This is a genomic window from Sphingobacterium sp. xlx-130 (genome assembly GCF_011007405.1).
GTDB lineage: Bacteria > Bacteroidota > Bacteroidia > Sphingobacteriales > Sphingobacteriaceae > Sphingobacterium > Sphingobacterium luzhongxinii.
In genome coordinates, this window is the sequence record NZ_WFKN01000012.1 from 1 (window position 1) to 19101 (window position 19101).

The following is a 19101-nucleotide window of genomic DNA, read 5'->3' on the forward strand; positions in this document are numbered from 1 at the left end:
AAAGCGAACACTACGTATCTAAACAGACAGGTAAAAAAATCAATACGGTGAGCAAGCGTAATGCAGACTTCCAGATCTCTAAGTTCCAGAGCAATTCACAGCCTTTATATGCACTGCTGGATAATGAAGGTGAGCTATTGGTTCCTACAAGCGGAGCGGTATACGACATTGAGAAGTATATAGCCTTCCTGCAATCGGGAATCGATGCATTCAAAGCAAAATAACCATACTTTTAATACAAAAATAACAACATGTAAAAACAAATGTTGTTATTTTTGTATTGTTATTTTCGATGCATCTAACAATTATTTTGCACTTGAAAATAAATTTATCTAGGTTTGGAGATATGAGTGAAATTAAGAATATAGCTGTTTTAACCTCAGGAGGAGACTCTCCTGGAATGAATGCTGCGATACGTGCTGTAGTTCGGGCAGGTATATACCATGGTGCCAATATGTTTGGTGTACGCCGTGGATATGATGGATTAGTTAATGGAGAGATTATAGCAATGGATGCTAAATCTGTTGCTAATATTATCCAACGAGGCGGAACAATCCTAAAAACAGCTCGAAGTGATGAGTTTAGAACAATCGAAGGACGTAAAAAAGCCTACGAGAACATAAAAAATTTAGGCATTAATGCACTTGTTGTTATTGGAGGGGACGGTACATTTACGGGGGCTTCTAAATTTATTGAAGAGTTTGATATTCCCATTGTAGGTATACCCGGTACAATTGATAACGATCTTGCAGGAACAGATTTCACAATAGGCTATGATACCGCTATCAATACAGTAGTAGACGCTGTCGACAAGATCAGAGATACCGCCGAATCACACGACAGATTATTTGTCGTCGAAGTAATGGGCCGTGATTCAGGGCTTATTGCTGTCCGTTCAGGCATCAGTACGGGAGCTGAGGCAGTGCTTATCCCTGAGCTAGAGGTAGACTACCAGGCGATCATGAAACGTTTGGATCAAACCCGAAAAAACAAATCTTCCCGAATTATCATCGTTGCCGAAGGCGATAATGAGGGAGGTCTCGTTGTAGCGGAAAAGATTAAAGAGAGTTTTCCGCATTACGATGTCCGTGTTTCTATCCTGGGACATATACAACGTGGAGGAAAGCCGTCATGCATGGACCGTGTACTTGCCAGCCGACTTGGGGTAGCATCCGTAGAAGGCTTGCTGGAAGGAAGAAGAGGCGAAATGGCCGGGTTAATATGTGGTCAAGTGCAATTTACACCTTTTGATAAAGCAATCAAGCATATTGATAAAATCAACGACAACCTCTTACGGATCGTAGAAATATTATCTTTGTAAAAAAACAAAGCCTGTATAAAACTTCTACAGGCTTTGTTTTTTATGAGGCAACTAACTCAAAAATAGTTATTTCGGGCAGTATCCCAACCCTTCCAGGATAGCCCAAAAAGCCATATCCCGTATTAACATAGAGCTTTTGGTGATTTTCTTCATACATGCCTGCCCATTCTTTATAAATATATTTTGCTGGACTCCATTGGAAATGCTCACCACGAACGCCGAACTGCATACCGTGCGTATGCCCTGCAAACATAACATCAATATCTGTATCTAACACTTGCGCCCGCCAATGTGAGGGATCGTGCGATAATAACAACTTAACAGCTTTGTCCTCTGTGCCAATAAGTGCTTTATTTAAATCTCCCTTTTTTGGGAATCTGCCAGTTCCCCAATTTTGAACGCCAACTATAGAGATTTCTCCATTACCGACTTTTAATGTCCGATTCTCATCCATAAGAAGATCCCACCCCATTACCTTGTGGGTATCGATTACGTCTTTTAGGTTCTTACGTTTTGCAGCGCTATCTTCTTTTCCATAATAATAATCTCCATAATCATGATTTCCCAAAGTAGAATACACTCCAAAATCTGCATGTAGCTTTGAAAAAATATCTTGATAATCTCTCATTTCGGAAGCTACATTATTAACGAGATCACCTGTAAAGAAGATCGCATCTGGCTTTTCACCCAAAAGCATCTCTATGCCTCCCAAGACAGCCTTCTTATTATAAAAAGACCCAGAGTGAACATCGGATATCTGTGCAATTTTAAAACCATGGAAGGATTTGGGAAGGTTGGGTAACACTAACTTTTGCCGCCTGACACGATAATCATAGGAACTTGAGAGCACCCCCCAAGCAAGCGGAAACATAGGTAACGAAGCCACTACAAGCCCTGATTTCAGTAAAAAATCGGATCGACTAATCCCATTTTTCGGTTGCTCAGGAAGAGGCTTTTCCAGCTCTTCAACCCTTTCTTCTATCGATTTCCCAACTTTTGGCGAAAAAAGTCGGGAAACCCACACACCACCACGTCTTAAGTCGTCAATTAGCAAAACAATAACGTATATAAATTTGCTAACTGCTGTCATGAAAAAAAGCACCAAAATAATGGAGCGGTACATCAAGGGGATATTAAACTTGAAAGCTATAAACACCCCCGCCAATAAACTTAAGGAATAGGCCCACCAAATTACCGTAAACCATTTCTTTCGAGCGAAACTTATCTTTGTTGCTCTAAGAGCAAAAAAGATATAGAAATCTAAGAAAAATAAGAAAATAGAGTTGAAGATCAACATAGTTTTATCAATTTGAGAGTACCAATCGCTTTAGCGAAGCGATCCATCTCGGATTATCATTTAAGCTTTCCACCATCACTACTTCCTCTCCACCTAATGCTTTAAATTCATCCGCATATTCAACCTGGATCTCATCTAATGTTTCAATACAGTCAGCTACAAATGCAGGACTAAATACCAATAATTTTTTGACTCCCTTTTGCGCCAAATCATGTAACACATCGGACGTATAAGGCTGTATCCACGGCGTCTTACCTAATCGGGATTGAAAACAAACTGTGAATCGATCCGATGACAATCCTAGTTTAGAAGAAATAGCACGTGTCGTTGCATAGCATTGTGAAAGATAGCAAAAAGTATTAAGCTCTGTTCGACAGCTGTCACAACCCGTATCTGGACATTTCAATTCACCGGTAGGATCCACCTTTCCTAATTGACGAACGGGTAAGCCGTGATAACTAAACAAAATATGATCAAATTCATCTATATTATGTTTTTTACCATTCTCCGCAAACACCGTCACCATATCTTCATCTTCACAGTAGCTATTTACAAAAGAAACATTCGGAAAATATTGCCATTTTCGCATAATTTCCATCACTTTCTCTATGACTGAGCCTGTAGTAGCCGATGCGTACTGCGGAAATAGGGGCACTACTTTTATAGATTCCAACAGCATTCCTTCCATCTTTTTTAATGCAGACGCTATAGAAGGATTTTGATATCTCATCGCAAGTTCGACGTGATACTCCTCTCCTAACTCTACTTGCAGCATTTCCTTTTGTAGCAAGCTGTAATACATCAGTGGGGATCCTGTATCCTCGTCCCAAATCGTCTTATAGGTTGCTGCAGAATTAGCGGCGCGCTTTGGTACGATAACACCTTTCACCAATAGTGACCGACTGAAATAAGGAACATCTATTACACGTCCATCCATCAAGAACTCATTGAGATATCTTCTTACGTCAGTAGTCTCAGGCGAATCGGGGGTACCCAATTGCACCAACAAGACTCCTTTTTTAGCTTGTTTGTCCATTAGTACAAAATTATACAAAAAAATAGATTATGCCCGTGAGGCACATTTAATATGAAAATTGTATGACCCAGTTACAATGATTCGAGGGCAACTTTAATTTCCTTCATCAACCACATAGGTGTGGAAGTAGCGCCGCAGATTCCTATCGTTTCGCCTTCATTAAACAACGTCAAATCTAATTCTTCTACCTCAGATATAAAATAAGAGTTGGGATTTGCTGCCTTACAAACGTCATAAAGAACTTTCCCATTAGAAGATTTCTTTCCTGAAACAAACACCACGCGATCATATTGCTTTGCAAAATCACCTAAATCTTCATAACGGTTAGACACCTGCCTGCAGATAGTGTCGTTTGCTTTCACTTCATAGCCCCTATTTATGAGTTCCTTTTTTATGGCATAAAACTTATCAACACTTTTGGTAGTTTGGCTATACAAGGTGAAAGACTGGGGCAATTCTATATTATCCAGCTCATCAATATCCTGAAATACCAGCGCCTCATTATTAGTTTGACCTTGAAGGCCTATTACTTCAGCATGCCCATGCTTACCAAAGATCAAAATTTTCTCAGAATCGTCATAAGAGGTTTTTATCCTATTCTGAAGCTTTAGCACGACAGGACAAGAAGCGTCGATAAGCGTGATATTATTCTCCAAGGCAATACGGTAGGTTTCAGGGGCTTCGCCATGAGCACGAATCAAAACCTTTTCATTCTGCAAGTCAGGAAGTGCGTCATGACTAATAATACGTAATCCTTTAGCTTTTAAGCGAGCCACCTCCTCATCATTGTGGACAATATCTCCTAGACAATAAAGATACCCCTCTTCTTCTAGTATTTCTTCGGCCATATCAATAGCATACACCACACCGAAGCAAAATCCTGAATCCTTATCAATCGTAACCTGCAGATTTTTTGACATACTACAAAGTTAAATAACTTTTAGATAAGTGAGAAGGAATCTTTTATCGCCAATCTTGAATCTTTTATCATTATTCTTTTATCTTTGCAAAAAAATTATAATACAATGGCAACAAACAGAACATTTACGATGATCAAGCCAGATGCAGTAGCAAATGGGCATATCGGAGCTATTTTAAATGACATTATTGCAGGTGGCTTCAAAATCGTCGCAATGAAATACATTAGCCTTACAAAAGAAACAGCAGGCGAGTTTTACGCGGTTCATAAAGCACGTCCTTTTTACGGGGAATTGGTAGACTTCATGTCTTCTGGCCCTATCGTAGCTGCAATCCTTGAAAAGGATAACGCAATTGAAGACTTCCGTACATTGATCGGAGCAACAAACCCAGCGGAAGCCGCTGAAGGCACAATCCGTAATAAATATGCTAAATCTATCGATGCTAACGCAATTCACGGTTCTGACTCGGACGAGAATGCAGCGATTGAAGGCAGTTTCTTCTTTTCGCAATTCGAAAGATTTTAAGCTAATCTAAATATTTAAAAAGCTCCTAAAACCATGGTTTTAGGAGCTTTTTAATTTGACTAAAAGGCTCGTTTGCTAAGGTATTCGTTTTCTTTGGCAGTCATCAATTCCTTATCCGCTTTCTTTTTATCATGATAACCACATAGGTGCATCACCCCATGGATAATAACACGATGCAACTCGTCTCTTTCTGAAACCTTAAACTTAGAAGAGTTGTCTCTAATCCTATCAATAGAGATAAATACATCGCCTGCTATTACCTCCTCCTCCTCGGACGAATCAAATGTTACAATATCGGTATAGGTATCATGATTAAGATATTGCTTGTTGATATCGAGAAGATATTCATCCGAACAAAATATAAAATTCAATTCACTCACTCTCTTAAAGCCTTCTCCTTGAATGGCAAGATTAATCCATTCACGGATCTTCGCTTTTTCCTTCAACATATAATCCGTGTCTTCCGAAAAAAAAGCTATATTCCTTAATGCCATAATTAGTATTTTTGCGTATTCATATAAGTCTGCAATATAAGCGTTGCAGATATCGTATCTACAAGACCTTTTTCTTTTCTTTTGTGTTTTTTTATCCCACTTTGCGCAATAGCTTGAGAAGCTATTTTTGAGGTAAATCTTTCGTCAACATGGACTATTGATATTCCAGGGTACTCCCGCTGCAATTTACGGACAAAACCAACGACATGCTGCGCAGATTCCGAATCGGTTCCATCCGTCTGCAGGGGTTTACCCACGACAAATGTCTCCACTTGCTCATGTTGCAGGTAGTTCTTTAAAAAATCCCAGATTTTCTCCGGATGAACTGTATCCAATGCCGTAGCAATGATCTTTAGAGGGTCAGAAACTGCAATTCCAATCCGCTTAGTCCCATAATCAAATGCCATTAACCGCATAATCTTCTTTTTTCACAAAGGTACAATTCCATTTCGAGGATAACATCCATCTATTTAAAAACAAATAAGATTTGTCTAATTGAAAAAAAGTGTAGATTTAATTCTATTTTCAAGGTAGCATGAAATTAAAAAATAGTTACACTGTCATCTCGTACTTCTTGCTTGCAGCGAGCACTCCCACACTTGCTCAGGTAAAGGTAATGTCAACAATGGAAAAGAGCACAATGAAACACACTAAAAACGAAGGCTTTAACAAACATGAAAAAGAGATCATTCTTTTCGGCGACCAACACAGCAAGTTACATGTCTATCAAACAACCGATGAATCGGAGTTTAAAGTTTTGAAAAACCTATCATTAGATATCTATTACGCTGACCCCTTATTACCTATCTTAAAGGCACGCATGCTTCTCACTGTGCAAGATCCCACACATCCTGGTGTAGGAATCGCTGCTCCCCAAATTGGCATCAACAGGAATATAATATGGGTACAACGGTTTGATAAAAATGATGAGCCTTTTGAATTCTATATTAATCCAAAAATAACTTGGAAGTCGCAACTTATTCGCCTAGGAACCGAGGGTTGCCTTTCTATTCCAGACCGAAAAGAAAGTATACATCGCAGCTATGCAATCCGAATCCAATACCAAGATAAAGAAGGTCAAGTTATAGAAGAGAATATTGAAGGATTTACAGCCGTAATATTCCAACACGAAATTGACCACCTAAACGGAATTCTATATCCCGACCGTCTTGAAGAGCAGTCGTCTGTTGGGTATGTTGAATTGAACGAAAAAATCCCATTTTCTCTTCAGATCCAAGGAAAAACTATATTACCGTAAGACAGAAAAAGTTAACGGGCAACCAACTTTATTTCAAATAACTTAGACCACAACTTACCCGTTACAAACAATCGTTTCGTCTGATGGTCATAAGCTATTCCATTTAATTCATTGTCTACCGGTTGGCGATTTTCATCATACATACCTACCAAATTGATCCTTCCCTCGACAGCCCCCGTTTTAGGATCAATGATTACAATAACTTCCTGACCGTAAACATTTGCATACACTTTCCCATCAATAAACTCCAATTCGTTGAGATTGTCCACGGCTCCATTTTCATCGTACACAGCTATAGATGCTTCCTCTGTCCCTGTCTTCGCATTTAAGAAATACAAACGATTAGTTCCATCAGATTTGATCATTCTTTGTCCGTCATAGGTCAATCCCCACCCCTCTTTGCTATTACTATAGTTAAAAGATCCTACCTGGGCAAAATTATCCTTATTATAAATCAGCGCTATATTTTCCTGCCAGGTCAACAGTACGATTTTACCATCTACGATTGTCATCCCCTCTGCAAAATACTTATCATCCAATTTAACAGACTTCAAAACCTTCCCGGTCTGAAGGTCAACCTTTCTCAATTGAGATTTTTCATATCTACCTGAAGATTCATACATGACACCATCGTGATACTGTAATCCTTGGGTAAAAGACTCGGAGTCGTGCGGAAAAGTGTTAACCACCTCAAATCCGTAATTCTTTGCGTTGGCGGGTACCACCATCACATTGCTATAGGCAATATCTTCCTTTCCTTCAACATAAACTTTCGCAGACAGCGAACGGTCCCCTAGACCATACTGTTTTGTATCAAATGATATAGAAGCTGTATCTCTTTTTGTTTCAATCACATTGCCATCGATCGAATACACAACAGAATCTATCGTCGCATTTGGAAAATTCAGGGTCAATTTCACTTGTTCTCCATAGGCGATCCGTTTTCCCGAATCCGGGCTAATAAATTCTAATTTACCTTTTTGCGTTTTACAACCTATTACTGTAGCCAGCATTGCTACACACATTAGAGCGACTGATTTTTTCTTCATCGGGATGTTTTTAATTTTTACGGCCTACTTATTTAGACTATTCGTTCCAAAAGGCATCTTTAATCAATTCAATCTTTCCAGATTTCAGGTATACAGCGATAATATCAAATCGTATCTCTCCCTGAAAACTATTTATTTTTATATAAGCTTCAGCCAGTTTGACCAAATTTCTTTTTTTCTTCCAATTCACAAATTCCACCGGCTCGCCAAATGCCGTATTTGTACGGCTCTTCACCTCTATAAAGACCAGCGTATCCCCATCCATAGCTATTATATCCACCTCCCAATACCGGTATCTCCAGTTGGTATACAAAACTATATATCCAGCTTTAAGGATATAATCGACTCCAAGCTGCTCCCCATATCGACCCGATGATAGATGCTGCGCCATATACTTAGACAAGCTTTATGTAAACTTAGAGAAAAAGCTTTATATTCACCGCCTTGATCAGTAAAAAACAACATTTATTTCACGATCGTATTACCCAATAGATTACCGAGCAATTGTTCTCCCTCTTTCAGCTTTTGGTACTTATGCAACGCGATCTCCATATCCTGCGCATTAAGCGGCTGCTTGAGTTCCTCTCTTATCTTATGCATTTCAGAAGCAAACTTTCTTTTCTTAATTCGGTATATAGCTTGAATCACCAATTCCTTCAGATGCTCTATCTCCCTAGTCACATATATTTTCCGCTTATCGTCATTCCAGTTAGCACTAATTTCATACCGTGTAGCGATACTATCGATGGCTAGTTTAGCTACGTCCTCATTCTCGTGAGCGAAGAAAAAACGAGCTTCTGGCACTTCAAAAGCCTCCGCTTGCTTTCTAAATTCATCTACGATCACAGCACTGGGTCGATCTTCAAAAGTCAGATCATCTATGCTTCCCAGCAGATAAGGAGCGACAGGAATATCACCATTACCTTCCCAACTGACCAGCTCACGACCATAATTCAGCAAAATCCGAACAATCTCCCGTTCCTGTAATATCTCTGCAGTAATCGGCTGCGACACCGAGTCAGTACCCAATCCACTTTCACCCCTTTCATCTTCGGTCATGAAAAAATCAGGTGGAGGCATATCCCCTTCTGGCCCCACAAAAACCGGAGCTGACGGCATCTTACCTCCGCCTTTTTTATCTTGTGCTTTTGCACGGGTGAGGCGGATTTTATTCAGCTCGGATAATAAGATTCGTTCTTCGATATCTAACAACGAACTACACTGACGGATGAAAACGGAAACCTTGATTTCATCCGGAATCAAAGCAATACTCTCGACCACTTCCCGAATCACCTCAGCTCGCTTTATCGGATCATCCTTAGCGTCTTTAAGTAGAATATGGGTCTTATAAAAAATAAAATCCTCTTGGTGTGCCGCGATATATTCTATAAAAGCATTAGATCCCACCTCTTTAATATAAGAGTCTGGATCATTCCCATCAGGAAAAAGCAAAACCTTCACATTCAGACCTTCTTCGAGCAACATATCTGTTCCTCGGAGTGAAGCTTTAATACCTGCCGCATCTCCATCGTACAGAATTACCACGTTCTTAGTAAAACGTGAAATAAGCTTAATCTGTCCCGAAGTAAGCGATGTCCCCGAGGAGGACACTACATTCTCAACTCCAGCCTGATGCATCGCTATGACATCAGCATACCCTTCGACCAGATAACACAGATCAGCATCCATTATGGCCTTCTTAGCATGATTTAGACCATATAAGACATCAGACTTATGGTATATTTCACTTTCTGGAGAGTTAACATATTTAGGCACCGATTTCTCGGTCTTCAATGTACGTCCACCAAAACCGATAATTCTCCCGGTCAGATTATGTATAGGAAAAATCACTCTTCCCCGAAACCGATCATACAGACTTTTATCATCTCTTTCTATGGCTAAGCCAATCTCGGCAATATACGCTTCCTGGAATCCATCTTTTTTTGCAGCATCTACCAAAGCTGTCCATTGATCTGGCGAATATCCCAAATCAAACTTTTTGATAATATCGTCCCGATAGCCCCTTTCCTTAAAATAAGATAATCCAATCGATTTTCCCAGATCTGTCTCCCAGATCTGTTGCTTGAAAAACTTCCCGGCCCACTGGCTCAATACATACAAGGACTCCCGCTTATCCTGAGCAGCCATCTGTGCCGGACTACGCTCTACCTCCTCGATCTCAATGCTATATTTACTGGCTAAGTAACGAATTGCCTCTGGATACGAAAATTTCTCCAGTTCCATCACAAACTTGAGCGAATCTCCTCCAGCACCACAGCCAAAGCATTTATAGATTCCCTTAGCTACCGAAACATGAAATGACGGTGTCTTTTCATTATGAAAAGGACAATTACCAATAAGTGATGTACCCCTCTTTTTGAGATCGACAAATTCACCTACGACCTCTTCGATACGAGCCGTATCCAGTACCTTATCAATTGTTTCTTTCGTAATCAACTATGCCCCCTAACTTTTTAACTCCAATTCCTACAACCGCTCCTTTGGCACCTCATTCAGAAACAGATATACCAATCCTCCAAATACAGGAATAATTATGATCCCCACACTCCACAACAATTTGTCTACTTTGCCCATACGCGGATTTACCATACATCTGTAGAACGCAAACAAGGGCACTAGAACAATCAATGCTCCAAATGCATAGGTAAAAAACTGTTGTATATCCATACTCAATTATAAAATGCCTTCAGATCAAAATTAAAAATTAAAAATCAAAATTCCCCACATTCGAGCTGAAGAGAGTTAGATAAAGTTAAGAAGTTATATTGCGTTAAGAACGATAAATTAGCTATTTTTGCATTACAAAATTTGATTGTCAATGGCTATTACCATAAAAAAAATATGCTGCATCGGTGCTGGTTATGTAGGAGGTCCTACCATGTCGGTCATCGCCCAGCAATGTCCAGATATTCAGATCACACTGGTAGACATGAATGCAGAACGAATTGCAGCATGGAATAATCCGGATTTGGAGCAGCTCCCTATATACGAGCCTGGTCTTTCAGCCATTGTCGCCGAGTCCCGAGGGCGTAACCTTTTTTTCTCTACGGATGTTGAAAAGGCTATCGACGAAGCAGACATGATTTTCATCTCTGTAAATACACCGACCAAAAACTATGGTAAAGGCAAAGGTATGGCCGCCGATCTTAAATACATCGAATTATGCGCCCGTCAGATTGCCGATGTCGCGACTTCCGATAAAATTGTAGTCGAAAAGTCAACACTTCCTGTTCGCACTGCTGCAGCTTTAAAAAGCATCTTGCACAATACCAACTCAGGAGTAAACTTTCACATTCTTTCGAATCCTGAATTTTTGGCCGAAGGCACAGCGGTACAGGATCTCCTCCAACCGGATCGTGTCCTCATCGGAGGAGAAGACCAAGACGCTATCCAAGCATTGGTCGATGTCTACGCAAGATGGGTAGACCGCGACAAGATCTTGACGACCAACCTCTGGTCTTCGGAGCTATCCAAGCTCACGGCCAATGCCTTCCTAGCGCAACGCGTATCTTCGATAAACTCGATCTCCGAACTCTGTGAAAAAACAGGTGCTGATGTTCAAGAGGTTGCCAAAGCCATAGGAATGGATTCTCGCATAGGGTCTAAATTTCTAAAAGCTTCTGTAGGATTTGGAGGATCTTGCTTTCAAAAAGACATCCTTAACTTAGTTTACATCGCTCGCTCTTACAACCTGCATGAAGTCGCAGATTACTGGGACCAGGTGATCCGAATGAATGACCATCAAAAACAGCGCTTCGCAGACAACATCATTCAGACATTATACAACACCGTGAATGGAAAAAAAATTGCTATTCTAGGTTGGGCATTTAAAAAAGATACCAATGACACCCGTGAATCTGCAGCGATATATGTTACCGATCATCTTCTAAACGAACAAGCCAGTATTAGTGTATACGATCCTAAGGTGCCAGCAGAAAAGGTGTTTATTGATTTAGAATATTTAAACAGCCGTCCAGCTATAGAGACACAATCTTTAGTCGTGGTTAATGACGACCCATACGAAGCCTGTAAAAGTGCGCATGCTATTGCTATTCTTACCGAATGGGACGAATTCAAATCGTACGACTGGCAACGGATCAAGCAAAGCATGAAAAGCCCTTCCTTCATATTTGATGGACGTAAGCTCCTTAATAGAGAAGAGTTAGAAAAGTTAGGCTTTATTTACTATGGCATAGGCGAATAATAAGATTATTCGTCCATAGTAGCTTGAAATTGTTCAAGCAGCTGTGCTACTTCAACTATTTTATTAACTTTCAGCTTTTTATACACATTTTTAGTATGTGTCTCGACGGTCGCTACAGAAATAAAAAGCTTTGTAGCGGCTTCTTTTTTGGTAAGCCCAGAAACCAATAGATGGATCACTTCCCTTTCTCTCACTGTCAGCTTAAGCAATTCCGAAAAGACAGAAGGATCTTTTTCTAACAACCTTTCTTCCATAACCGTAATCCCTATTTTAGCCTGTCCCTGTTTGTTCCAAATTACCGTTTTTGTACTTCCCACAGTATCTTTCCAAATATTCTGATAGTTTTTAAGCTTATACCTCAAGTTCAAATACCCTCCTTTATTTTTTCGGAAAAAGGAAATAGATTCTACCAGCGTATGATATGTCGACGTATGTATAGTTGTCAAGTAATACAAATAGTCCATTCCCTTCAATTTATTTTCCCGAAACCCATAAAACGAACGCATCTTATCATTAATATACAATGGTTTAAATGCCTCCACATCATGGACAGTGATTAGAAATGACGATTGGTTTAACACATTAATAAATTTATCATCATATATCATACTCAAATACATACAATCCAGAAACAACATTTCTTTTTCGATACGTTGCAGTTCTGTTTCTAATATTGGAAATGGATTCATGCTAATTTGGTTAATGTGGTTTTTTCATAATACCCACCCAAAAATAACAAATTTGAGCATAGGCGAAGAATAAAATAGCTATAAACAATTTACTTCACAAAAAAATAGCAAAACGTTAATATCCTAAATTTCAATTCGCTTGATCTGAGAACACAATTAAATTGGATATAAAAATGAATTTATGTAGATTTAAGACTATGAACCAATAGGAGTCCTAATGAAGCATATTATTTTCGTTGACGCCGCCAACATAGGACTCTTTTATTTTAGAGCCTTTATCTTCGAAAACAATCACGAGGAAGTCTGTTTCGGTATTTTTTTGGACGATCACACCTCACCTCTAATCTGGTTTGAGCAGACAAAAAAAGATTCTGTTGCTCTACACATCGATTTTAATCTAGCCCAATTGATCGGCGACAACAGTCAATCAGACAAAAAACAAAGATCTAGAAATTTTAAAGAGTTCATGCAATTTGTCAAAGACAGCGAACATATTGCATCAAAGATGGTATTCCGTGGTAAGCAAATCGAATTCCTTAGTAAAAGTCTGGATCTTGCCGATATAAAGAAAAATTACATCAAATAAAACTGATTAAACCCTATGTCTTAATTTACCTTTCAATTGGACTCCAATTTGGTAGCAATTAAGTGACATTTTCAATCGCATAAAATTTAGTATCTTTAACTAAATAGCGCACACATACATAATAAACTGAAAAACAAAAAGTTATTTTTCAACAATCATATATTGGCACAGCGTCATGGGAGATAATCAACAAAGATACGTTTACGACACCTTAAGTGAAGCCGTTAATGACTTACAAAAACGAGGATACACACACGATTTTTTGATTCCGGAAGATAAGGAATGCATCTATTGCATCGAAAAGTCTTTAGAGTTATCTCCCGACGATTTCAAAATTGAGGAAATCTACCGTTTTGAAGGAATGACAGATCCAGGGGATGAGAGTATTGTATTTGCCATAGCATCCGAAGAATATGACATTAAAGGACTGGTAATAAATAGCTTTGGAGCAGACTTTGGCTATCGCTCCTCTAAAATCGTCGAATACCTTTATCGGAGATCAAGACAATAGACCTGAACTAAAAGCAACGAGATAATACACTACATATCAAAAAGCTTACATCATCTGCAGTTAAACTTTTGAATAAAAAATTGGTACAGAAAAAAGAAATTGGACAAAAGGTCACATTGGTAGACATAGCCAAAGCAAATAATTGCTCTGTTTCTACCGTTTCAAGAGCCCTCAGTGATAGCCATGAAATTGGCGAAAAGACAAAAAAACGCATTGTTGAATATGCAAATAAACACAATTATATTTTCAACAACCTTGCTAAAACGCTAAAAAGAGGCAAGAGCAACCTCATTGGCGTTGTCGTTGGAAATTCAGGGAACTCATTTTTTTCAGCTTTGCTAGAAGGCATACACCAAGGTGCTAGAGAATCAAGCTATTCTATTATTGTGATGCAGAGTAACGATAATCCGGGCGAAGAAAAAAAATGTATAACAACATTAGTGTCTATAGGTGTAGATGCTCTTATTATATCGCCAATAGGCAATAGCGATAACATCGAATATCTCCAAAAGCTCCATATCAATAGATGCATGGTTATCGCTGTAGACCGAATAAACAACAGATTACAGACCATTAAAATCGGCAGTAAAAATTATGAAGGAGCCTACCTAGCAACCAAACAACTCATCGAAATGGGTCGTGATCGGATAGCCCACATAACACTGAATGCCAAAGGAGTATCTCAAGAAAGATTCAATGGATTTAAGGAATGTCTCAAAAATCACAATATTAAGATCAATGATAAATACATCCAAAAAATCCAGGTAAATAATAACGACGAGCTCTATGCAGAACTAGAAAAATGTATCAGTACACTTTGGAAAATAAGAAGTAGACCAAACGCTATTTTTTGTGCGATGGACAATATTACAAACAATATCTACGACATTCTCCGCGACAAGAAAATCAGTGTGCCAAAAGACGTTATCATTGCCGGTTTTTCAAACATGGAATACTTATCAAACTTTAAGAATCCCATAATACGTATCGAACAAAATGCATTCGATATAGGAAAAGAAGCAATACAAACTGCATTTGAATACCTGAATAACCAGGGTCTTCCATTATCTAAACGCATTGAGTTCAACGTAAAACTGATTCAATAGCATTAAAAACTTTGATAGTTATCTTAATAAAAGGTTAAATTCACTCGATCCTTGTTTCATTCATAAACAAAGAAAAACGTAAGACACTGGTTAGATCTGACGATATATTATTTGATCTTCTTCAAAATCCGCTCTAAAGTATCTGATACCCGATTAGCATCCTCCTCTTTATTGATATCTAGACCACAAAACAAACTCCCGTTTACAGTAGCATGCATAGACAAGTAATAAACACCTCCTATCAATAACGCCAACAAAGGTTGTACGTCATCTTTGAAACTTTCCTTTTCGATAATCTTCTGCAATAAACTATTCCCAACCTCATCTCTTTCATCAGCAAGGGCAGAGAGGACTTCATTTTTTTCGCTAAGCTCCCAGATTAAGAGTTGTGTTAATAATTTATTGTTTTTCATCTCGGCAAATTGATTGAGCAATACCTCAACTACAGCTTGCTTATCAAGCTTTTCAGGGATCTCTGCATAGGCCTTAGAAAACCAAAAATCCTTACTCCGAAGAAATGCATTAAAAAGACCTTTTAAATCTCCGAAATGAAAATAGATTAACTTTTTGTCAACTCCAGATACCCTACTGATGTTTTCAACTTTCAACGCAATAAATCCTTCATTTGACAGAATATCTTCTACCGCTTGAAGTAATTTTCGCTTAGTTGATTCCGATTGAAGCGTTTTCTTATTTACTTTCATATTATAAATATACTACTAAATATCTTTTTATCAACACCTTTTGAACTCTCAGCCCGTTTCACGCCCCCAAAAGAGGGAATTCTCCGTATAACTAAGAACTGAAAAACAAAGCACGTTTAAACATCATTTTCATAAGAGGTCAAATCCATTATTTGGACTATTTATTTATTATATTTAGGATAATATAATTCAATTATAGTGTAATTTTTTGACAATACTACATTTCATAAATTTTCAAAAAAATAATTATCATACGGTCAAAAAAATATACTTTGCAACAACATATGCTACTTTTTAGCCTATCACAACAGCCTAATCCTATTTCCGATTACGAAAGAATCTTATAACAACTCGGTCAATGATCCCATAGTCCATCCTTTCAAAAAACAGCCCCGAAGCTAGCATCTCAGGGTTATACAAACCCTTTTAATCTAGACTATGAAATCCTATATTATTGAACATTTGAAGCCAACAGATCGGCTTTATTATTTACCAGAAATGAAAAAATCTAATTTTGGTGATTTACAATAGAACCCCTATTTTTATCGCAAACAAAATCATCCAATATGATTAAAATAGTAACGGCTCAATTAGAAGATATACCTATTATACAATCCATAGCAGCAGAAGCTTGGCCTGTAGCCTTTAGCGACATTCTGTCTGCAGAACAGATTACCTATATGATGGAAATGATGTATTCAACAACAGCTCTTGAAGAACAAATAACCACAGGTAATCATTCATTTTTAATCGCTAAAGAAGAGGACAAAAATATAGGGTATCTGTCCTTCGAGCTAAACTATAAAAACCAACAAAAGACAAAAATTCACAAAATTTATCTTTTGCCCGATACACAGGGAAAAGGAGTTGGCCGACAACTATTTGATGAGGTATCTAGAATAGCACTTATTAACACTAACCGTACCTTATCGCTTAACGTAAACCGGGACAATACGGCTGTAAATTTCTATCAAAAAATAGGCTTTGAAATTGTGGGTCAAGAAGATATTTCTATTGGTAATGGATTTCTGATGGAAGATTATATTATGGAACGTCAACTGCATTAACATATTAGGCTACATTTCCTTCGATAAAAAAGCCTGTCCCCACACGGGACAGGCCGCTAAGCACTTACACAAATATCCCCCCGACTTAGCGATACATAATCTATACGTATAAAGTTTTAAAACTTCATAGATACCATCACTACACCAGCTTTCCCCATTCGTCCAGAATTTCACAACTCGTTTCATGTCATACTTTAATCCCTTATTCGCGTTTAAGAAAGCCGTCCCAAAACAGATACCTGTTCAGATCCAAACGACCTTCTTCCCTAGCTTCCAAGTAGATCATTACCCTTTTCGGACAATGCAGATTTTTCAATGGTTTGGGTGCCCTTCATCTACTTCCCTAAAAACCACTACTACTTTATAGATACTGGCAAAAATACGATCTCTTTATAGTTATCTTTTTCATATAGAACTCCGATTGTACGGTTATCAACTTTTACCATATCCGAGTAAGCAGAATATGCACCTTTATATCCTTCCGGTGCTTTTGCGATAATCTTTTCAAAATACCACTTCTTCCCTTTGTCTTTTGACAGACGTAAAGTCAGCTTATCCCTTTCCTTCGCGTCAGCAGCATTGCACACAGCCAAGATATAGCTCTTTCCTTTCTTCCAAGACAAAGTGCTTCCTTGATTTACAGGATCTGGCAGATTATTATCATAAAAAGTGGTGTCCCAACTGACGCCACCATCCTTTGAATAGCTTACGATACGGGCACGTACATTTCCTTGCTGATTTCTCGTATTCATATACAGTTCAGTATCCGATAGCTGAGCAGCCATCGTCTCATTTCCTCCTTCGAAGACAATCTTATCAGCAAGTTTAAATGTTTTACCGTGGTCATCCGAATAGTAAGCATGTGCAAAATAATCTCTGCCCTGTGATTTCGGTTCGCCTATTGAATGATTGGCCGGGATATAAATCCTTCCTTTATACACACCGCTATCAAATTGAAGGGCGTGTCCCGGCGTATTTGCATACGCTCTCCAGTCTTCCTTAAAATTATACGCTGGGTTTACATCAGGTTGGTTAGGTCGATGCACCTGTGTCGTGATATTTACAGGTTCAGACCAGGTCAATGCACCATCTGTAGAAGTAATGTACCAAGCCTCTCGCAATCCATTTCCCTCACGTACCTCATGTTCATGGTTATTACCTGTATTATAGAACAGAAGAATTCTACCTTTTGGGTATTGGGGATCCAGCAGATCGACAACAGGAGCAGCATTACCGGCCTGCAACTTGTCATAGTCTGCCGCAATTTTCAAGCTTCCCCACGTCTTACCGTTATCCTTGCTGATTTTATATACAATATCTACGTTGCCATAATCACCGGCATGATCTACTCTCCCCTCGGAAAATGCGATCAGCTGTCCACTTTTGTCCTTAACCACGGCAGGTATCCGATAACTAGCATAACCCTCGCTACCCGATTTAAAAACAGTCACCTCTTGCGCTTCCAATCTGGATACAAGAGCCAACGAAATCAATGTAATTAGTATTCTGTTCATATGTGTGTGTTTTTTTCTTTTTAATGGTCGTATGGAATATCCAAACTATATCCACTCGTTCCTTATCACGAAAATGACTGTATGCATATTCGTAGATCTGTTGATGCATCATTGCGTATTTATCCTTGTCCGTCATGAGATAAGCCAGCAAGATAGCGATGATTGTCTCATGCTGCAGCCACCAAAACTTCATATCCTGGCAGTACTCTTGCACAGGATTATGATATACATCTCAAAAATAAAGAATTCCGCCATATTCTTTGTACCAACCTCGTTCCCACATATAATCCAGCATACGGCAGCCCAGATCGATCAGCTGGGGATCGTTATTCCTATACCGGGCCTCATGGAGAATAATCCAAGCCCCTTCAATAGCATGTCCTGGATTTAGTGTTCGTCCATCCACATAATCAACAATACTCCCATCTAGAGCCACCTATTCCATCACACAGCGTATATCATCCTTCACAAACAATGCTTCTATCTCACTCATCCAGTGTACAATAGCATCATCACATCGTGTATCGCCTATAGTCACGTGCAATTGTTGTGCGGTAGTAATCATGATCATAAGAATACCTATCCCTTTTGTAGGACGAGTACTTTCAAACTTTGGTTCCATCAGCCGTTGGCCTGCGGTATACTCCATACATACACCAAACAGATCTCTGGCCAGTCGAGCAGCACCCTCATCTCCCGATGCCTTAGCATAGGTTGCACAAGCGGACACGACAGAATTTAACAATAAAAAAGCCTGTATCTCGATTAGATACAGGCTCTTTAGCCTTCGGCTTTGCAC

Annotated in this window: 21 protein-coding genes and 2 pseudogenes; 9 read left to right on the top strand and 14 right to left on the bottom strand. The window is 38.9% G+C overall.

From position 1 onward, the window contains the following. Both G7B18_RS17335 and pfkA read left to right on the top strand, forming a co-directional pair. Positions 1–224 (top strand): annotated as a pseudogene (locus G7B18_RS17335) (hypothetical protein); the annotation flags it as partial. A 122-nt stretch (positions 225–346) separates the two neighbouring features. Beyond that, complete coding sequence (gene pfkA, locus G7B18_RS17340) at positions 347–1321, top strand: 6-phosphofructokinase (protein WP_164111792.1); 975 nt, start codon at positions 347–349, stop codon at positions 1319–1321. Positions 1322–1361: 40 nt separating this feature from the next. Here pfkA and G7B18_RS17345 read toward each other — a convergent pair whose 3' ends face one another. From G7B18_RS17345 to G7B18_RS17355, 3 genes are all read right to left on the bottom strand, one after another. Next, a complete protein-coding gene (locus G7B18_RS17345) occupies positions 1362–2618 on the bottom strand; it encodes a metallophosphoesterase (RefSeq protein ID WP_164111791.1) in 1257 nt (418 codons plus the stop codon). A 7-nt stretch (positions 2619–2625) separates the two neighbouring features. Further along, complete coding sequence (gene hemH, locus G7B18_RS17350) at positions 2626–3654, bottom strand: ferrochelatase (protein ID WP_164111790.1); 1029 nt, start codon at positions 3652–3654, stop codon at positions 2626–2628. Between the two features lie 71 nt (positions 3655–3725). After that, positions 3726–4574 (bottom strand): 4-hydroxy-3-methylbut-2-enyl diphosphate reductase, encoded by an 849-nt coding sequence (locus tag G7B18_RS17355; protein WP_164111789.1) that lies wholly within the window; start codon positions 4572–4574, stop codon positions 3726–3728. 105 nt (positions 4575–4679) lie between these two features. Here G7B18_RS17355 and G7B18_RS17360 point away from each other — a divergent pair, with 105 nt between their 5' ends. After that, positions 4680–5099, top strand: a complete 420-nt coding sequence (locus G7B18_RS17360) for a nucleoside-diphosphate kinase (protein ID WP_164111788.1) — start codon at positions 4680–4682, stop codon at positions 5097–5099. 59 nt (positions 5100–5158) lie between these two features. Here the strand turns inward: G7B18_RS17360 and ybeY are convergent, their stop codons facing one another. Next, positions 5159–5593, bottom strand: coding sequence for an rRNA maturation RNase YbeY (gene ybeY / locus G7B18_RS17365; RefSeq protein ID WP_164111787.1), 435 nt, complete (start codon positions 5591–5593; stop codon positions 5159–5161). Between the two features lie 2 nt (positions 5594–5595). Beyond that, positions 5596–6009, bottom strand: coding sequence for a Holliday junction resolvase RuvX (gene ruvX, locus G7B18_RS17370; RefSeq protein ID WP_164111786.1), 414 nt, complete (start codon positions 6007–6009; stop codon positions 5596–5598). Positions 6010–6233: 224 nt separating this feature from the next. Between ruvX and def the strand changes: the two genes are divergently transcribed. Next, positions 6234–6851, top strand: a complete 618-nt coding sequence (def, locus tag G7B18_RS17375; protein WP_164111807.1) for a peptide deformylase — start codon at positions 6234–6236, stop codon at positions 6849–6851. A gap of 11 nt (positions 6852–6862) precedes the next feature. Here def and G7B18_RS17380 read toward each other — a convergent pair whose 3' ends face one another. The 4 genes from G7B18_RS17380 to G7B18_RS17395 form a co-directional block, all read right to left on the bottom strand. Next, positions 6863–7900, bottom strand: a complete 1038-nt coding sequence (locus G7B18_RS17380; protein ID WP_164123619.1) for a glutaminyl-peptide cyclotransferase — start codon at positions 7898–7900, stop codon at positions 6863–6865. A 37-nt stretch (positions 7901–7937) separates the two neighbouring features. Beyond that, positions 7938–8291 carry a YraN family protein gene (locus G7B18_RS17385; protein WP_164111784.1) on the bottom strand — a complete coding sequence of 118 codons (354 nt, stop codon included), beginning with the start codon at positions 8289–8291 and terminating at the stop codon, positions 7938–7940. A 74-nt stretch (positions 8292–8365) separates the two neighbouring features. Next, complete coding sequence (dnaG, locus tag G7B18_RS17390; RefSeq protein ID WP_164111783.1) at positions 8366–10357, bottom strand: DNA primase; 1992 nt, start codon at positions 10355–10357, stop codon at positions 8366–8368. A 30-nt stretch (positions 10358–10387) separates the two neighbouring features. After that, positions 10388–10588, bottom strand: coding sequence for a PLDc N-terminal domain-containing protein (locus G7B18_RS17395; protein ID WP_164111782.1), 201 nt, complete (start codon positions 10586–10588; stop codon positions 10388–10390). 151 nt (positions 10589–10739) lie between these two features. On the opposite strand from G7B18_RS17395, the gene G7B18_RS17400 reads away from it, so the two are divergent. Next, the gene (locus G7B18_RS17400; RefSeq protein WP_205600274.1) at positions 10740–12125 is read left to right on the top strand and encodes a nucleotide sugar dehydrogenase; all 1386 of its coding nucleotides are present in this window, start codon (positions 10740–10742) and stop codon (positions 12123–12125) included. A gap of 5 nt (positions 12126–12130) precedes the next feature. On the opposite strand, the gene G7B18_RS19320 is transcribed toward G7B18_RS17400, so the two are convergent. Next, positions 12131–12814, bottom strand: a complete 684-nt coding sequence (locus G7B18_RS19320) for a helix-turn-helix transcriptional regulator (RefSeq protein WP_317164279.1) — start codon at positions 12812–12814, stop codon at positions 12131–12133. A gap of 217 nt (positions 12815–13031) precedes the next feature. Between G7B18_RS19320 and G7B18_RS17410 the strand changes: the two genes are divergently transcribed. The 3 genes from G7B18_RS17410 (at position 13032) to G7B18_RS17420 (ending at position 15017) form a co-directional block, all read left to right on the top strand. Next, positions 13032–13400 (top strand): hypothetical protein, encoded by a 369-nt coding sequence (locus G7B18_RS17410; RefSeq protein ID WP_164111781.1) that lies wholly within the window; start codon positions 13032–13034, stop codon positions 13398–13400. 175 nt (positions 13401–13575) lie between these two features. Beyond that, positions 13576–13911, top strand: a complete 336-nt coding sequence (locus G7B18_RS17415; protein WP_164111780.1) for a phosphoribosylpyrophosphate synthetase — start codon at positions 13576–13578, stop codon at positions 13909–13911. Between the two features lie 68 nt (positions 13912–13979). Further along, positions 13980–15017, top strand: coding sequence for a LacI family DNA-binding transcriptional regulator (locus G7B18_RS17420; RefSeq protein WP_164111779.1), 1038 nt, complete (start codon positions 13980–13982; stop codon positions 15015–15017). Positions 15018–15124: 107 nt separating this feature from the next. Here G7B18_RS17420 and G7B18_RS17425 read toward each other — a convergent pair whose 3' ends face one another. Beyond that, positions 15125–15721, bottom strand: a complete 597-nt coding sequence (locus G7B18_RS17425) for a TetR/AcrR family transcriptional regulator (protein ID WP_164111778.1) — start codon at positions 15719–15721, stop codon at positions 15125–15127. Between the two features lie 566 nt (positions 15722–16287). On the opposite strand from G7B18_RS17425, the gene G7B18_RS17430 reads away from it, so the two are divergent. Beyond that, positions 16288–16788 (top strand): GNAT family N-acetyltransferase, encoded by a 501-nt coding sequence (locus G7B18_RS17430; RefSeq protein WP_205600275.1) that lies wholly within the window; start codon positions 16288–16290, stop codon positions 16786–16788. Between the two features lie 356 nt (positions 16789–17144). Here G7B18_RS17430 and G7B18_RS17435 read toward each other — a convergent pair whose 3' ends face one another. From G7B18_RS17435 to G7B18_RS19160, 3 genes and pseudogenes are all read right to left on the bottom strand, one after another. Continuing rightward, on the bottom strand, positions 17145–18302 hold the full coding sequence (locus G7B18_RS17435) for a sialidase family protein (RefSeq protein ID WP_164111777.1): 1158 nt from the start codon (positions 18300–18302) through the stop codon (positions 17145–17147). Next, positions 18226–18738 (bottom strand): annotated as a pseudogene (locus tag G7B18_RS17440) (AGE family epimerase/isomerase). The gene G7B18_RS17435 and the pseudogene G7B18_RS17440 overlap by 77 nt, the downstream one beginning before the upstream one ends. Continuing rightward, entirely contained in the window at positions 18739–19101 is a 363-nt protein-coding gene (locus G7B18_RS19160; protein ID WP_240452896.1) for a hypothetical protein, read from the bottom strand.

What these genes read in the sequence shown, in the direction of transcription:
- G7B18_RS17360 (WP_164111788.1), top strand. Translation starts at nt 4,680, where the DNA reads ATGGCAACAAACAGAACATTTACGATGATCAAGCCAGATGCAGTAGCA.
- ruvX (WP_164111786.1), bottom strand. Translation starts at nt 6,009, where the DNA reads ATGCGGTTAATGGCATTTGATTATGGGACTAAGCGGATTGGAATTGCA.
- G7B18_RS17415 (WP_164111780.1), top strand. Translation starts at nt 13,576, where the DNA reads ATGGGAGATAATCAACAAAGATACGTTTACGACACCTTAAGTGAAGCC.
- G7B18_RS17435 (WP_164111777.1), bottom strand. Translation starts at nt 18,302, where the DNA reads ATGAACAGAATACTAATTACATTGATTTCGTTGGCTCTTGTATCCAGA.
- ybeY (WP_164111787.1), bottom strand. Translation starts at nt 5,593, where the DNA reads ATGGCATTAAGGAATATAGCTTTTTTTTCGGAAGACACGGATTATATG.
- G7B18_RS17425 (WP_164111778.1), bottom strand. Translation starts at nt 15,721, where the DNA reads ATGAAAGTAAATAAGAAAACGCTTCAATCGGAATCAACTAAGCGAAAA.
- G7B18_RS17410 (WP_164111781.1), top strand. Translation starts at nt 13,032, where the DNA reads ATGAAGCATATTATTTTCGTTGACGCCGCCAACATAGGACTCTTTTAT.
- pfkA (WP_164111792.1), top strand. Translation starts at nt 347, where the DNA reads ATGAGTGAAATTAAGAATATAGCTGTTTTAACCTCAGGAGGAGACTCT.
- G7B18_RS17400 (WP_205600274.1), top strand. Translation starts at nt 10,740, where the DNA reads ATGGCTATTACCATAAAAAAAATATGCTGCATCGGTGCTGGTTATGTA.
- G7B18_RS17385 (WP_164111784.1), bottom strand. Translation starts at nt 8,291, where the DNA reads ATGGCGCAGCATCTATCATCGGGTCGATATGGGGAGCAGCTTGGAGTC.
- G7B18_RS17430 (WP_205600275.1), top strand. Translation starts at nt 16,288, where the DNA reads ATGATTAAAATAGTAACGGCTCAATTAGAAGATATACCTATTATACAA.
- G7B18_RS17355 (WP_164111789.1), bottom strand. Translation starts at nt 4,574, where the DNA reads ATGTCAAAAAATCTGCAGGTTACGATTGATAAGGATTCAGGATTTTGC.
- G7B18_RS17395 (WP_164111782.1), bottom strand. Translation starts at nt 10,588, where the DNA reads ATGGATATACAACAGTTTTTTACCTATGCATTTGGAGCATTGATTGTT.
- def (WP_164111807.1), top strand. Translation starts at nt 6,234, where the DNA reads ATGAAACACACTAAAAACGAAGGCTTTAACAAACATGAAAAAGAGATC.
- G7B18_RS17345 (WP_164111791.1), bottom strand. Translation starts at nt 2,618, where the DNA reads ATGTTGATCTTCAACTCTATTTTCTTATTTTTCTTAGATTTCTATATC.
- G7B18_RS19320 (WP_317164279.1), bottom strand. Translation starts at nt 12,814, where the DNA reads ATGAATCCATTTCCAATATTAGAAACAGAACTGCAACGTATCGAAAAA.
- G7B18_RS17380 (WP_164123619.1), bottom strand. Translation starts at nt 7,900, where the DNA reads ATGAAGAAAAAATCAGTCGCTCTAATGTGTGTAGCAATGCTGGCTACA.
- hemH (WP_164111790.1), bottom strand. Translation starts at nt 3,654, where the DNA reads ATGGACAAACAAGCTAAAAAAGGAGTCTTGTTGGTGCAATTGGGTACC.